Genomic DNA, 13,560 nt, shown 5'->3' on the forward strand with positions numbered 1-13,560 from the left:
GACAGCAGCAAGCCGCAAAGCCTGCCTACAAACCACCACCCGACCACCCCTGGAAGCGAGCCTACCCCGACTGCATCACATGAAAACGAAGGGGGCATTTCTACTTTGGAGAAAAGGGGACATTTCTACTTTGGGTTGACACCCACAGCGGGGCAAAGCCCAGCAGGTCCTGCCACGTCGTCTCCAGCCTTTCGCCGACCCCCACCTCGACACCCAGCCCCGTGATGCGGGCGATATTGAGCTGGGTCTGAACCACACTGCCGCCCAGGGCGGTGACCAGCACCGCCGTCACCCAGGCCATCAACCACCGCAAAATCTTCATGGCCGCGCTCCACGCTGCTTGGAAGCAACAGATTATCAGTCCCTCGCTGCCAGTCTGCTATCTTTCGGGCAATACCCGCCGTGGAGCCCGCCATGATCCGGACTTTCCTGCTTTGCGCCCTGATCCTGCTCGGTGGCGCCCTTCCGGCAAAGGCGCTGGAGGTCGAAACCCTTGTCGATGGCCTCGAGCACCCCTGGTCTTTGGTCTTTCTGCCTGACGGCCGGGCGCTGGTGACCGAACGCCCGGGCAGGTTGCGGCTGATCGATGCCGATGGGCGCCTGGTTGAAGCGCCGGTAAAAGGCACGCCCGAAGTCTACGCAGAAAGCCAGGGTGGCCTGATGGGCCTGGCCCTGCACCCGGACCATGCCGACAACGGCTGGATCTATCTGACCCTTGCGCACGGCAGCGCCGAGGCCAACGCCACGCGCGTGGTGCGCGGACGCCTGATCGACGGACGCTGGAGCGACAACGAGGTTCTGTTCACCGCCAGGCCGTGGAAAGATACGCCGGTTCACTACGGCGGCCGCATGGCGTTTCTTCCCGACGGCACGCTGCTGGTGAGTATCGGCGACGGCTTCGACTACCGCGAACACGCCCAGCGCCTCGACAGCCACCTGGGCAAGATCATTCGCATCGGCGACGACGGCAGCGTACCCGCCGACAATCCCTTCGTGCGGCGCGAAGGCGCCCGACCGGAAATATTCTCGCTGGGCCACCGCAACCCCCAGGGCCTGGTGGTCGAACCCGATAGCGGCCGCATCTGGTCGCACGAACACGGCCCGCGCGGCGGCGACGAACTCAATCTGATCAAGGCCGGGGCGAATTACGGCTGGCCGATTGCCACCCACGGCGTCGACTACTCCGGTGCCCGGGTCACGCCCTACACCACCCGCCCCGGCACGGTCGATCCCCGTATCGACTGGAGCCCGTCCATCGCGCCGGCCGGCATGAGCATCTACCGTGGTGAACCCTTCGCCGATTGGCAGGGAGACCTGCTGATCACCAGCCTGGTCGAACAGACCATCCGCCGCATCGTCGTCGACGGTGATGAAGTCGTCTCCGATCAGTCGCTGGGCCTGGAACTCGGGCAGCGTTTGCGGGATGTGCGAGTCGGGCCGGATGGAGCGGTGCATGTGCTCACGGATGAGACAAAAGGTGAGATTCTTCGTTTATCCCCCTGATTATATTATTACTAACTTTTGGCCTGTTCGTGATTCGGCCCTTAGTTATCCGTCGGGGACGTAGCCCCGACCTACGCAGACCACGCTCATATCCCGCAACACCCAGGGCCCAGCAGGTCGCGGTTACATCCGCGACGGACGAGGTACCGGATCGGCACCAATGCAAGCAACGCGTGCCAGGACCCGCCGATCGAAGGCGGGCCGCCGGCCTGCCGGCTTCGTTCCATTATTGCGAACGCCACCGAATCCGCCGACGGAATCCTCGCGAAGGCAGCGCCGCGAAGGGGCCAGCCCGCACAGCCAGCAAGTCCCGTAACAATCAAGCGTGGGATCTTGACTTTGAAGAGCGATTTTTGGTTACTTTTTTCGCTCTGGAAAAAAGTTACTCGCCATCAGCCTGCGCAGCAGGCGGGCGAAACCGCCTTTGACTTTGACTTTCGATCTTGATCCTGCAGCGTCGAAACCCACACCGCATCCGGCGGCGCCACGTCATCCATGGCGCCGCCGGACAGCCCGGCTAGTCGGAAGCCGCGGGATCCTGCGGCCGATTGCGGTAGCGTTCGTAGAGTCGGCGCTGGCGATCACGCGAGAAATCGTAGGATTCACCGTCGACCCAGGCGGCGTGCACCTGCGTGGTCGCTTCCAGCGCCGGGCCATCGGTGGCGTAAAAGGTGGCGCGCTTGCCGGGCTCGAGCGTGCCCAGCTCGTCACCCACGCCGATGATCTCGGCCGGCCACTGAGTCACGCTCTTGAGCGCGGCGTCTTCCGCCAGGCCGAATGCCGCCGCCATGCCGGCCTGAAAGACGATGTGCCGGGCATTGCCCGCGTCAAACGCCGCGCCACCGTCGGTGATGGCAAAGCGCACGCCGGCTTCGGCCAGTCGACCAGCGGCCGCGTAGGCCTCATCGTAGGGTTCCCAGGCGCGCTCGGGCATGACGTTCACGCCCGCCAGGATGGCAGATATGTTGCCAGCCGCCAGCCGCTGGGCCACGTGCTGCAGATCGGGGCCACCAACCAGCACCAGGTCTTCAAAGCCCTGCCCTTCTGCCCAATCAAGCGCCGCGTTCATGGTCCGCTCGTCTGCGGCGTGCAGAAACAGGCGCATGTCGCCCTCGAGCAGCGGCACCAGCGCAGCAAACTGATCGTTGGGGGCCGGTCGCGGTGCGCCGGATTGGCGATGCGCGCGCATGGCCTTGTTCCAGGCCCGGGCCTGCTCGAGCACCTCGTCGATCAGCTGCAGATCCTCATGCTCGGCGTCATCGGCGGCCCCGCGCGGAAAAGCGATGTGCATGCCCGACGGTGCATTGAGCGTCATGTCCTGCCAGTTCCAGCCCATCAGGCTGATGGCCGCCGAACTGCCGCGGATCAGCCCGCCGGTGGGCATCACGTTGGCCGTCAGCAGGCCGCCCGTGACGTTGGGCGCAAACAGCATGGAGTCATGGTTGACGGCAATCTCGGCGCGGATGGCGGCATTGATCTTGCCCATTTCGGTGGTGTCATCCGTGCCGGCCACGCTGCCGATTTCGGTCAGACCCAGCACCGTGCCGGCGTGAACCAGGCCGGGATAGAGGTGCTGGCCGTCAAGCTCGACAACCGTGACATCGTCGGGCAGATTGATCTGATCGCCGATCGCTTCGATGCGACCGTCGCTGACCAGCAGCGTGCCATTTTCGATTGGCGGCCCGGAGACCGGATGCAGCGTAGCGCCAACGTAGGCAGTACTTTCGGCAAGAGCCGGCGCGCTGGCGATCAGCAGCGTCAGCGCAGCCAGGGTAAAACGACTGAAAACGTAGGCCATGTTCAGGCTCCTCCCAGCAGCTGGCGAAGGACAGCGAGCCCCGGATCGGGGTCGTCGCTGTCGGTTGATTCGGCGGTACCTGATTCGCCCTGGTTTTCCGAAGCTTCGGCATCATCGGGCGCATCCTGGGCGCGCACCGCGGCGATCAGGCTCTGGCGCTCACTTTCCCAGTCCTTTCGGGCCTGCAGGTCACGCTCGCGGTCGAAATACAGGCGGCCATCAATCCAGGTCTGATCGACGCGGCTGGTGACCGACATGGGCGAACCGTTCCAGATCACGATATCGGCATCCAGGCCCTCGGCAAGGCGACCGATGCGGTCATCCAGGCGCAGCTGTTTTGCCGGGTTGGCAGTGACCAGCTTGAGCGCCTCGTGCTCGTCGAGGCCGCCGTAGCGCACCGACTTGGCCGCTTCGATATTCATGCGTCGCGCCAGCTCCGGGTTGTCGGAGTTGATGCTGGTGAGCACGCCACGATCGTGCATCAGGGCGGCATTGTAGGGAATGGCGTCGCGTGCTTCGTACTTGAAGCCGTACCAGTCAGAAAACGTCGAGCCGCCGGTACCGTAGTCGGCGATCTCGTCGGCTACCTTGTAACCTTCGAGCACGTGATGCAGAGCGCGGATGGTAAAGCCGTGGCGTTCGGCGGTCTGCATCAGCGCCAGAAACTCGTCGGCACGGTAGCCATGCGAATGCACGTCGATCTCACCGTCGAGAATGGCGTTGATGACCTCCATTTCCAGGTCCGGGCGCGGCGGCACCGCATTGCGCCCGCCGCGCTCGGCGTGGCGGCGGGCATATTCGCGAGCCTGCTGGAATTTCTGGTCGATGATCTGGTTGACGCCCTGGCGGCTGTCGGGATAACGCGGCGTGTCCGACTGCCAGTTGCTTTGCTTGGGGTTTTCGCCCAGGGCGAACTTGATCACCCCCGGCTGGCCGTCGACGATCATGTCCTGCGGATCTGCGCCCCAGCGCAGCTTCACAATCACGTTCTGCCCGCCAATGGCGTTGGCCGACCCGTGCATCAGCTGCATTGTGGTCAGGCCACCGGCCATCTCGCGGTAGATGTTGATCGAATCGGCATTGATCACATCGCCAATATGCACCATGGCGGTGCTGATCAGCGACGACTCGTTGACCCCGCCGGTGATCGCTGAGTGTGAATGGGCGTCGATCAGGCCGGGCGTGACGTGACGGCCGTCGGCGTCGATTTCCAGCGCGCCGCGAGGGGCGCCAAGATCCTGACCGATGAGTCGGATCTTGCCGTCGCGGATCAACAGATCACTGCCTTCCAGAATGCCGGCCTCATCGGCCGTCCACAGCGTAGCGTTGCGGATCAGCACATGTTTTGGCTGCTCCGGAATCGGGCTCATCCAGGCTTCGATGTCGTGCGCACCGGCCGCTGTGGCAACCAGCCCGAGCAACGCACCGAGCAGAATTCGATTGAACATGTTCATACTGCTTCCTCCACTTCATCCGGGCCGCTACTGCGCCGTGCGCGCACGTCGAAACTGCCCTGCGGGCTGGAACCACTGCCGCTGCCGCGCTCCCCCTCGATATCGAGGAAGAAGGTGAGCGAGCCGGACATGCCCAGGCGTGAACCGTCGATGCGAACATTCAGGCGGCTGCCCGACACACGAGCCTCTGCCAGCGGCATGCTGGTGCCCATGATTTCGAAACTGCCGGAAAGATTGGTGGCTTTGCCTTTGAGCTCCAGCGCGGCATCGATATTGCCCATGCCTTCGGTCGCCAGCGTGATATCCCAGCTTCCGGCCGGCTCGATTTCCGGCGGATCGAGCGCAAGCAGTACATTGCGGCGGCCATCCACCCACACCTCCTGCAGCGCCGGGGACTCGACCAGCAACTCGCCGTCCACAAGGATAAAGTTGGCCATGTAGCCGGCGGCCAGGCGACCCGCCCGGTCGTCAATGCCAAGCATTCTTGCCGGCTCGGTGGTCAACGCAGCCAACGCACGATCGGAGTCAAGACCACGCTCGATTGCTTTTGAAAGATTGGCAAAAACAGCGTCCGGGCTGCTGTGCGGGTGAGTCGTGAACACCACCGGCAGACCGGCCGCCATCACGCGCGCCGGGTTTTCCGGCGCCCGCTGCCAGTGCCGCAACTCGGCAAGGCTTGTGTCGCGTTCGTGCTTGTCAACATCGGGCGCGTCGGGAAAGTCGAGCGGCAGGATCTGGCCCAGGCCAGTTGCAGCCAGGGAATCAAGGCGCTGATACTCGCGACCGTGACCAACCATCCAGGGCCGCAGATCATACTCGCCTGCCACTGACGCCACGCGCAGCGAATCGAGCATGCCGTCAGTCTCGAAAACCGCCGGCATGTTGCCGGTCAGCACCGGCTCGAGCGCTGCAATGCCTTCCAGAAACGGTGGCCTGGCCTGCGCCGGGTTGCGCTGCCAGGCCGCGCGTGCCGCAACCTGCCATTGGGCGTCGGCAAGCACCTGTCGCAACAGCGCCACCGCGCCCATCAGGGAACTGGGAAACCCGCGCCCGGAACTGCGTGCCTGCAGGGAAAAGTGCTGCGAACGTTCGGGGTCGATCAGATTTTCGGCCAGGCCGCCCTGCCCCAGGTTCACCAGCGCACCGGCGCCACGCGCCAGGCCCGCTTCCGGCGCCAGTACCGCCGTGGTGAATCCCGCCCGGCGCAGGCTTTCGACGCGTTCGAGCGGCCACAGAGCAGAGCTGAGCCGACGCTCAGGCGTGATCAGAGGGTGCGGATAGCGGCCGGGTTCCAGGCGTTCGCCGGAGCCACCGTCGCCTTCCTCATCGTCACCCTTTGCGTTGGCGTCAAAGGCAACCGGGACATAGGCATCGATCAGCCCGGGATAGACATGCATATCGCTTTCTTCCGGGTCGTATTCGTGAACACGCGCATCCGGCGGCACGGCGACATCGGCACCGACCGCCTCGATGATGCCGTCGCGCACCACGATGACCCCGTTGGCAATGGTCTCGCCGGGTGCGGTTACCAGGGTCACGCCGGTGATCGCATGCACTCCGGGCACGGGCTGGCGCAGCACCGGTTCCTGCGCTGCGGCCGGCAACAGCCAGGCCCCAGCGACGACAAACAGCAGAATCCTTTTCAAGGCCGGTTCTCCGTAAAGGGAAAAGCATCGAAGGTAAACGAACCCTCAGCCCCGCGACAAGGGCCGATAGTCATGGTTCGGAAACGGGTCACATCGCCCGCTCGAAAACGAGCAACTGTCAGAGTCGAGCGGCGATATCAGTGGCTTCAGGGCAGATCAGGAAGCGATCGACTCCCGCCTGATCGGCATGGTCATGCAGCGACAGCCGCCGCCACCGCGTGAAAGCTCGGCGCCGCTGATGGTCACCACGACGCGCTCATCGGGAGCGATACTGCGCCTGCCCGCAATCAGCTCTGGCGCATCAACAATGTTGAAACCGGCCTGGTCGAGCGCGTTCACCGTATGGCGGTTGTGGCGGTAGCCCAGGATCTGGCCCGGTGCAAAAGCGAAAAAGTTGGCGCCGCTCGACCACTGTTCGCGTTCCTGCTGAAACTCCTGCTCGCCGCCGCAGTTGATCGGCACCAGCTCGACTCCCAGCGAAGACAGTGCGGCAAGTACGTCGCGATGCTCGGTGATCCTGGCTTCCGGCCCGCCGTTGAAAGCGCAGTGAAAAGCGCGAGAACGATTCGGCCCGGTAATCAGCGGCGGGAAAACCACGCATTTGTCGTGATCGATCATGGTGAAGATCATGTCGAGATGAATCGTGGCGCGGGTCTTGGGAATCTCGACGACAATGAAGTTGTTGATCGGTCCCTGAGCGGCGATCGAGCGCATCAGCTGGTCGATGCCAGCCACCGAGGTGCGCTCGCTGTAGCCGATCACGGCCAGATCCTCACGGATGGCCAGCAGGTCGCCCCCCTCGATGGTGACCTGCGAATTGCGATTGTCGGTGCCGTCAAAATAGAACCCGCCCGAGCGGATGTCGGGGTGGTGGCGGAACACGGCCTTGAGCAGCAGTGCTTCAGCCACGCGGGCACGATAGGCCATGGAGCCGATGATGATGTGGTCGTTGACGCACATCGTCGCATCGCGGGTAAAGAAGGCGTTGGGCAATGGCGGAATGGCGTAGCGCGACTGGCTGAGATGCTTTTCCAGACTGATGGGCCTTTTGGGCGTGCCCTCGATGAGCTGGCGCGCCAGATCAGCGGCTGAAAGTGCCAGCAAATCATCGCGCACCTCGGGCGCGTCGAATAGCTCGCACAACGCCTGGACCAGCGCTTCGCAGACGCGACCGTCGCCAAGCACCTCGGTGAGCAGATCGCGCAGTTCGATCGTGCGCGCCACCTTTTCGAGCACGCCTTTGAGCTGCCGATGCTCACCCACCGCCAGCTCGAGGTTGAGGATGTCGTCATAGAGCACCTCGGCCGCTGTCTGCGGCGTCATGTTCTCTATCTCCTGCCCGGGCGAGTGCACCACCACGGTCTCGAGTGGGCCGATCTCGGAGTTGACGTTGATATCAATTGCCATGCTGGGAAAACCGTCCGCGGTTACGATGAGCCGTTCGAGCCCGCCTGCGGCCGGCTCGCTGAAGCTACGGGATTATACCCGTCGTGCGCGGCCGGCTGCTTGCTCGCCAGTTGCAAGCGCCCCCGCGGCCTGCCAGTATTCATCCGGTCCTAGGTGAGAGCAGAACCGCTCATGAACGAACCCGAGAACGTGCCTTTTCCGCAGCTCAGTCGCTACCAGATCGCCTGGATTCTGGCCAGCCTGGTGATCGCCGGCTGGCTGCTGTGGCTGCTGGGTCCAGTGCTGACGCCGTTTTTCATCAGCATTCTCATCGCCTATATCGTCAACCCCGTGGTTGGCTGGCTCGAGGGCATGCGCATGCGCCGGGATCTCGCGGTCAGCCTGGTTTTTGCGCTGGCTTTCGTGCTGATCGCGGTCGTGCTGTTGATCGTCATCCCGGCGCTGATCCGGGAAGTGGCTGATTTCGTCGGTCGGCTGCCCGGATATTTCGACGCCTTCCAGCAGAACGTGATCCCCTGGCTCGAGGCCCGACTCGGCATCGAGCTGAATCTGCAGGCATTCGACGTCGAGCGGGCACGCAAGCTCATCCAGGAATATTTTTCCAACATCGCCGGCGCGGCCGGCAACCTGGTCAGCCTAATGACCCAGTCCGGCGGCCGCTTTCTGGTCTGGATCAGCTCCATGATCCTGATTCCGCTGGTGACCTTCTACCTGCTGCGCGACTGGCGGCTGCTGATGACGACGCTGCGCGACATGCTGCCGCGAAACCTCGAGCCGACCGTGGTGGAGCTGACTGAAGACTGCGACGACGCACTGGGCGGCTTTTTGCGCGGGCAACTGCTGGTCATGCTCGGTCTGGGGCTGATCTACGCCATCGGCCTGTGGATCGTCGGCCTCAATAATGCCATCGCCATCGGCTTGATCTCCGGCCTGGTCAGTTTCGTACCCTATCTGGGCGCGATCGTCGGCGTATTGCTTGCTGGCACGACCGCAGTCATTCAGGACTTCAACTTCTTCTTCCTGCTTTCGGTCGGCATCGTTTTCGTCGTCGGACAGCTCATCGAAAGCTTCGTGCTCACCCCCAGGCTGGTCGGCGATCGCATCGGCCTGCATCCGGTGCTAGTCATCTTCGCCGTCATGGCGGGGGGACAGCTGTTCGGTTTCGCGGGCGTGCTGCTCGCCCTGCCCGCCGCCGCTGCAGGCACGGTGCTTGTCCGGTTTGCCTACAACAACTACAAGCACAGCGAAGTCTATCAGGCCGGCTATGAGACCGATGCAGACGGGCAGCCGGGCAACACTACGGCAGACGGCGACAAGCGTCGGCAAGGGCATCGGACTTCAAAAAGCCCCGGTCGCCGAGACCGGGGCCGTTGAACGCTTTGCCAGGGTGGTCGGGATCTCAGCGAGTCTCGTCGCTGAGATTGCAGCCCGTCGTATCCACCAGCCGGCCGAGCGTCCAGGTTGCTTCAGCGCCGCCGTCGAGCATTGCGGTGAACACGGCCTCGGAGCATGAAAGAAACTCGATGCCGAAGGTGCCGGCCTGTTCCACGTTGGCGCTCTCGTCACCGGCCAGGGTGGCGCCACTGGCGGTATACAGCGTGCCCACAGCATTGCGGCCATCGAATCCGGCCCCGCCGGAGTCGAGCGTGAACCAGCGCTGCTCGCCGGAACCGTCGGGCGCATAGGTATATACCGAACCGACGAGCTGGTTGCGCGCCGGAATCGGCAGCAACAGCAGGCCCTCATCGGCGGCGTTTGCCGAGGTCCACCAGCCGTTGACGTCGTTGTCGACGGGCGTGCGGGTCTCGAGCGGCCCGACCGGCAGGGCCAGAATACCCAGCGGCTGATGGATGCCGTCGCCAACCGCAACGAGGGTCGCGTCCAGGCCGGCCGGCAGATCGACCGGCAGCGGATCGATATAGTTGGTGGAGGCATCGTTGGACGTGACCTTCAGGTCGTATGTCCCGGCCGGAACCGCGAAATAACCACTGTCTGCAAAGTACGGCACACCAATCAGGCCGTTGATCACGTCACCGGCAGCCGTCCGGACGGAGACCTCGGTCTGTTCCGGATCGACCGCGAATGGTGCGGCATGCACGACGCGGATATTGAGATTGCCGGCGCCAGCCGCCGTCGGATCATCGACCAGGGGCCACAACGCCAGCGCCTGCGTGCTGCCGTTGCCCGTGGCCAGCACGGTGTAATCGACGCCGTCGGCCAGGTCGACCGAGGCAGTCATCGCCGCATCGGCCGAACCCGCGGGCAGCACCGCCAGGTCGTAACTGCCGGCCGGCAGTTCGACGTAGTCGGTGAAGTCACCGAAACGGAAGTTCTCGAGGAGCGTGTCGCCGTTGGCAGTCACGCTTACGGCCGTGCTTTCCAGGCTGTCGCTGAAGGGGGCAGCGTGAACCACGCGGACGCGAGCATCGGCAAGCACCGTGGCAGCTGCCAGGGCAGCGGCGAGACCAACAATCATTTCAGGCTTTTTCATGGGGGGATCCTGTGGATGGGGGTGCCCCCGCTTTTTTCCGCGTCCGCTGTCGACGCCCGATCAACAAACCGTCATGAAAGTGTGAAATGCATCGGGTTTTTCGCCACAAAAGGCTGCAGTGAATGAAAGATGGTGCCCGGAGCCGGACTCGAACCGGCACGGTGTTGCCACCGAGGGATTTTAAATCCCTTGCGTCTACCCATTTCGCCATCCGGGCCTGCGCGTGAATGTTAGCAGAGCCGCACTTGCGCCACGGCCTTACAAATTTCACCGACTGACGCTACCATTCGGTACTTTGAACACGAGGCTTGTCGCCATCAGCAACATCTTCGCCATGGCCATCGTCAGCTGCATCCTGGTGCTGCTGATTGCCCTTGGGCTTGCCGAAGTCCTGGTTCATCGCTGGGTTCTTCAGCGCCTGCCGGTGCGCGTGCACGTCAACGGCACGCGCGGCAAGACCAGCGTGGTGCGCCTGATCGCCGCCGGCCTGCGCGGCGGCGGCAAGCGGGTCTGCTCCAAGACCACCGGCTCGTTCGCGGCGGTCACCGGCCCTGACGGCGAAGACTATCCTCTCCATCGCCCCAACCAGCCCAACATCATCGAGCAGATGCGCGTGATGCGTCGGGTGGTGGGGTTCCGACCCGATGTTCTGGTGATGGAGTGCATGGCCCTGCAGCCCAATTTTCAGGCCCTGAGCGAGCGACAGATGGTGCGCTCGACCCATGGCGTGATCACCAATGCGCGTGCCGACCACCTTGACGTGATGGGCCCCGGAGCGCCGGATGTGGCGCTGGCGCTGGCGGGTACGGTGCCTTTCGGCGCCCGGCTGTTTACCGCCGAGCGCGAGTATCTTGACACCTTCCGCATGGCCGCCGACGACCGCGGCAGCGAGCTGCACGCCACGACCAGCGAAGATGTGGCCGCCATCACCCAGGAAGAGATGGCAGCATTCCGTTACGCCGAACATGCCGAAAACGTGGCGCTGGCGCTCAACGTCTGCCGGGCGCTGGGCGTGAGCCGCGAAGACGCCCTGGCAGGCATGCAGCAGCTTGCACCCGAGGTCGGCGCAACGCGCGTGCAGACCATCGACTTTTTCGGGCGCGACATCGTTTTCGTCAACGCCTTCGCCGCCAACGACCCCGACTCGACCGAGATGATCTGGGAAAAAGTGATCGACCACCACGGCAAGGATCGCTTCAAACTGGCGGTCGTCAACTGCCGCTTCGACCGCCCGCAGCGGTCACAGCAGCTTGCCGAAGTGGCCGCCCGCTGGACGGCCGCCGACCAGTATTTGCTGATGGGTTCGGGCACCCTGCTGTTCGCCCGGGCAGCAGTGCGTGCCGGCATTCCACCCAGCCGGATGACGGTGGCCGAAGGGCTGGAGCAGCACGAACTGTTCGAGATTGTTCTCGAACACACCGAGGGCCCGGCGCTGATCGTGGGCATGTGCAACGTCCACGGCGGCGGCGCCGAGCTGGCAAGGCAATTCAATAACCGGGCAACACGGAGCCAACCGCTATGATCCTGCTCAACCTGCTGGCGGTGTCGATCGGCATCGGCCTTCTTGTCACCCTGCTGCTGGTGGAAGTCTTCGGGCTGGCCGCCGGTGGCCTGGTGGTGCCCGGCTATGTGGCACTCAAGCTGCTGCAACCCTGGAGCGTGGCCCTGACCCTGCTGGCCGCCTACCTGACCTATATCGCCGTGCGCACCCTGTCGAGCTTCATGGTGGTCTATGGTCGCCGCAAGACCGCCCTGATGATTCTGTTCGGCTACCTTTCCGGGTCATTGCTCGACCTGAGCATGGGCGGCGTGCTGAGCTTTCCGGCCACCGACACCGGCGCGGCAGCCGGCACTGTCGGCAGCGCGATGCACTTCACCTACTTCGAGCTGGGCGTCATCGGCTACATCATTCCCGGCCTGATCGCCATCTGGTTCGAGCGGCAAGGCCTGGTCAAGACCCTGGTCGGGCTGACCGTTTCCGCCGTGCTCGTGCGCCTCATCCTGGTGCTGATCATGCCCGATGTCCTGATGAGCTATGAGGCCGAGCAGGCGCTCAATCGCGCCGACCTTACCACCGTCCTGCAAAAGGTGTTCGAATGAAACCGCGCGCACAGAAACTCTACTGGCGACCGTCCGAAATCCCTGTCAGCGCCCTGCTGCTGCTTGCAGTAGCGGCGATTGCAGCGCTGATCGTTGTCGAAACCTTCACGCGTGAAACGGCCTCCCGCTACTACGACGAGATGCTCAATGCCTCGCGGCTGGTGCAGCAGAGTATCGAAACCCTGCGCCCCATCCGCGGGCGCATCAATCCGATCAATCCCGATGTCGACCCGCTGCGATCGGGCCTGATCGGGGCCGCTTCTTCGTCGATCACCAGCAACAGCGGCCACCTTGAAGCCAAACAGGCAACCATCAACCCGAACTGGGCTGCGGTTGCAATACGGCTTCTGGCCGAAGCCGGCGTCGAACCAGGCGATTACGTTGCAGTAGCGGTCTCAGGCTCGTTCCCAGCACTCAATCTCTCCGTCTACGCCGCCCTGGAATCGTTGGGTGTCAACCCCATCGTTATCGTCTCCGGATCGGCATCGCAGTGGGGTGCCAACGTGCCCGGCTTTGCCTGGATGGATATCGCCCATGAGCTGCGCCAGGCCGAACTGATCGACATGCGGGCCCGAGCCGCCACGCTGGGCGGCATCGAGGACCGCGGCATCGGGCTCGACAAACAAGGTCTGAGAGAGATTCGAAAGGCCGCCGAACGCGCCGGCATCGAAGTTCTGGTTCCGGAAAGCTATGAGGCCGCTGTCGTCGAACGTATTCGCCTCTACAACCAGGAGGCCGACGGCCAGCCCATCGCTGCGTTGATCAATGTCGGTGGCGGCACGGCCACAACCGGCCCGGGCAGCATTGATCATTACTTCGGCAGCGGACTGCTGCGCCAGGCACCTTCGGGGGCGTTCCGTGTCCCGACGGTCATGGGCCACTTCCTGCAGGAGGGCATTCCGGTCATCAACTTTTCCGGCATTCGCAGCCTGGCGACCCAGTTCGGCCTGCCCTACCCGCCACAGCAAATGGAAAGCGTGGGGTCAGGCGGCGTCTATCGCGCCGAGTCCTATCAGCGCTGGCTGGCGGCCCTCATGATCGTGCTGCTGCTCGGCCTGACCGCGCTGATCATGCGCTCGGCCAATATCGCGCTGACAGCCGGCCAGTCCGGACGCCGCAAGGACGCCATGAAGCCCAAGGTCTGAGGCCGACACAATCTGG

11 protein-coding genes and 1 tRNA gene are annotated in these 13,560 nt (G+C 63.8%); 5 read left to right on the top strand and 7 right to left on the bottom strand.

Annotated features, from left to right (window positions below; translation table 11 throughout):
- Positions 1 to 100 precede the first annotated feature (100 nt).
- Positions 101 to 322: a hypothetical protein gene (locus ACEWQ0_RS04010; RefSeq protein WP_476484588.1), complete on the bottom strand. Its 222-nt coding sequence runs from the start codon at positions 320 to 322 to the stop codon at positions 101 to 103.
- A 92-nt stretch (positions 323 to 414) separates the two neighbouring features.
- Here ACEWQ0_RS04010 and ACEWQ0_RS04015 point away from each other — a divergent pair, with 92 nt between their 5' ends.
- A complete protein-coding gene (locus tag ACEWQ0_RS04015) occupies positions 415 to 1,503 on the top strand; it encodes a PQQ-dependent sugar dehydrogenase (RefSeq protein ID WP_476484589.1) in 1,089 nt (362 codons plus the stop codon).
- Between the two features lie 517 nt (positions 1,504 to 2,020).
- On the opposite strand, the gene ACEWQ0_RS04020 is transcribed toward ACEWQ0_RS04015, so the two are convergent.
- From ACEWQ0_RS04020 to ACEWQ0_RS04035, 4 genes are all read right to left on the bottom strand, one after another.
- The gene (locus tag ACEWQ0_RS04020) at positions 2,021 to 3,301 is read right to left on the bottom strand and encodes an amidohydrolase family protein (protein WP_476484590.1); all 1,281 of its coding nucleotides are present in this window, start codon (positions 3,299 to 3,301) and stop codon (positions 2,021 to 2,023) included.
- 2 nt (positions 3,302 to 3,303) lie between these two features.
- Positions 3,304 to 4,749, bottom strand: a complete 1,446-nt coding sequence (locus tag ACEWQ0_RS04025; RefSeq protein WP_476484591.1) for an amidohydrolase family protein — start codon at positions 4,747 to 4,749, stop codon at positions 3,304 to 3,306.
- A 2-nt stretch (positions 4,750 to 4,751) separates the two neighbouring features.
- Positions 4,752 to 6,401 carry an amidohydrolase family protein gene (locus ACEWQ0_RS04030; protein WP_476483042.1) on the bottom strand — a complete coding sequence of 550 codons (1,650 nt, stop codon included), beginning with the start codon at positions 6,399 to 6,401 and terminating at the stop codon, positions 4,752 to 4,754.
- 156 nt (positions 6,402 to 6,557) lie between these two features.
- Positions 6,558 to 7,808 carry an arginine deiminase gene (locus tag ACEWQ0_RS04035; RefSeq protein WP_476484592.1) on the bottom strand — a complete coding sequence of 417 codons (1,251 nt, stop codon included), beginning with the start codon at positions 7,806 to 7,808 and terminating at the stop codon, positions 6,558 to 6,560.
- Between the two features lie 171 nt (positions 7,809 to 7,979).
- On the opposite strand from ACEWQ0_RS04035, the gene ACEWQ0_RS04040 reads away from it, so the two are divergent.
- On the top strand, positions 7,980 to 9,182 hold the full coding sequence (locus ACEWQ0_RS04040; RefSeq protein ID WP_476484593.1) for an AI-2E family transporter: 1,203 nt from the start codon (positions 7,980 to 7,982) through the stop codon (positions 9,180 to 9,182).
- 25 nt (positions 9,183 to 9,207) lie between these two features.
- On the opposite strand, the gene ACEWQ0_RS04045 is transcribed toward ACEWQ0_RS04040, so the two are convergent.
- Both ACEWQ0_RS04045 and ACEWQ0_RS04050 read right to left on the bottom strand, forming a co-directional pair.
- A complete protein-coding gene (locus ACEWQ0_RS04045; RefSeq protein ID WP_476484594.1) occupies positions 9,208 to 10,299 on the bottom strand; it encodes a DUF4397 domain-containing protein in 1,092 nt (363 codons plus the stop codon).
- A gap of 130 nt (positions 10,300 to 10,429) precedes the next feature.
- Positions 10,430 to 10,516: transfer RNA gene (locus tag ACEWQ0_RS04050), tRNA-Leu, on the bottom strand.
- A 78-nt stretch (positions 10,517 to 10,594) separates the two neighbouring features.
- Between ACEWQ0_RS04050 and pgsB the strand changes: the two genes are divergently transcribed.
- From pgsB to pgsW, 3 genes are read left to right on the top strand one after another with little or no spacing between them, the layout of a single operon-like run.
- Positions 10,595 to 11,821, top strand: a complete 1,227-nt coding sequence (pgsB, locus tag ACEWQ0_RS04055) for a poly-gamma-glutamate synthase PgsB (protein ID WP_476484595.1) — start codon at positions 10,595 to 10,597, stop codon at positions 11,819 to 11,821.
- Positions 11,818 to 12,399, top strand: a complete 582-nt coding sequence (gene pgsC / locus ACEWQ0_RS04060) for a poly-gamma-glutamate biosynthesis protein PgsC (protein ID WP_476483037.1) — start codon at positions 11,818 to 11,820, stop codon at positions 12,397 to 12,399. The genes pgsB and pgsC overlap by 4 nt, the downstream gene beginning before the upstream one ends.
- The gene (gene pgsW / locus ACEWQ0_RS04065; protein WP_476483036.1) at positions 12,396 to 13,544 is read left to right on the top strand and encodes a poly-gamma-glutamate system protein; all 1,149 of its coding nucleotides are present in this window, start codon (positions 12,396 to 12,398) and stop codon (positions 13,542 to 13,544) included. The genes pgsC and pgsW overlap by 4 nt, the downstream gene beginning before the upstream one ends.
- Positions 13,545 to 13,560 lie beyond the last annotated feature (16 nt).

The organism is Wenzhouxiangella sp. YN9, from assembly GCF_056324165.1.

Coding starts and splice junctions, on each gene's coding strand:
- ACEWQ0_RS04010 (WP_476484588.1), bottom strand. CDS start 322: ATGAAGATTTTGCGGTGGTTGATGGCCTGGGTGACGGCGGTGCTGGTC.
- ACEWQ0_RS04015 (WP_476484589.1), top strand. CDS start 415: ATGATCCGGACTTTCCTGCTTTGCGCCCTGATCCTGCTCGGTGGCGCC.
- ACEWQ0_RS04020 (WP_476484590.1), bottom strand. CDS start 3,301: ATGGCCTACGTTTTCAGTCGTTTTACCCTGGCTGCGCTGACGCTGCTG.
- ACEWQ0_RS04025 (WP_476484591.1), bottom strand. CDS start 4,749: ATGTTCAATCGAATTCTGCTCGGTGCGTTGCTCGGGCTGGTTGCCACA.
- ACEWQ0_RS04035 (WP_476484592.1), bottom strand. CDS start 7,808: ATGGCAATTGATATCAACGTCAACTCCGAGATCGGCCCACTCGAGACC.
- ACEWQ0_RS04040 (WP_476484593.1), top strand. CDS start 7,980: ATGAACGAACCCGAGAACGTGCCTTTTCCGCAGCTCAGTCGCTACCAG.
- ACEWQ0_RS04045 (WP_476484594.1), bottom strand. CDS start 10,299: ATGAAAAAGCCTGAAATGATTGTTGGTCTCGCCGCTGCCCTGGCAGCT.
- pgsC (WP_476483037.1), top strand. CDS start 11,818: ATGATCCTGCTCAACCTGCTGGCGGTGTCGATCGGCATCGGCCTTCTT.
- pgsW (WP_476483036.1), top strand. CDS start 12,396: ATGAAACCGCGCGCACAGAAACTCTACTGGCGACCGTCCGAAATCCCT.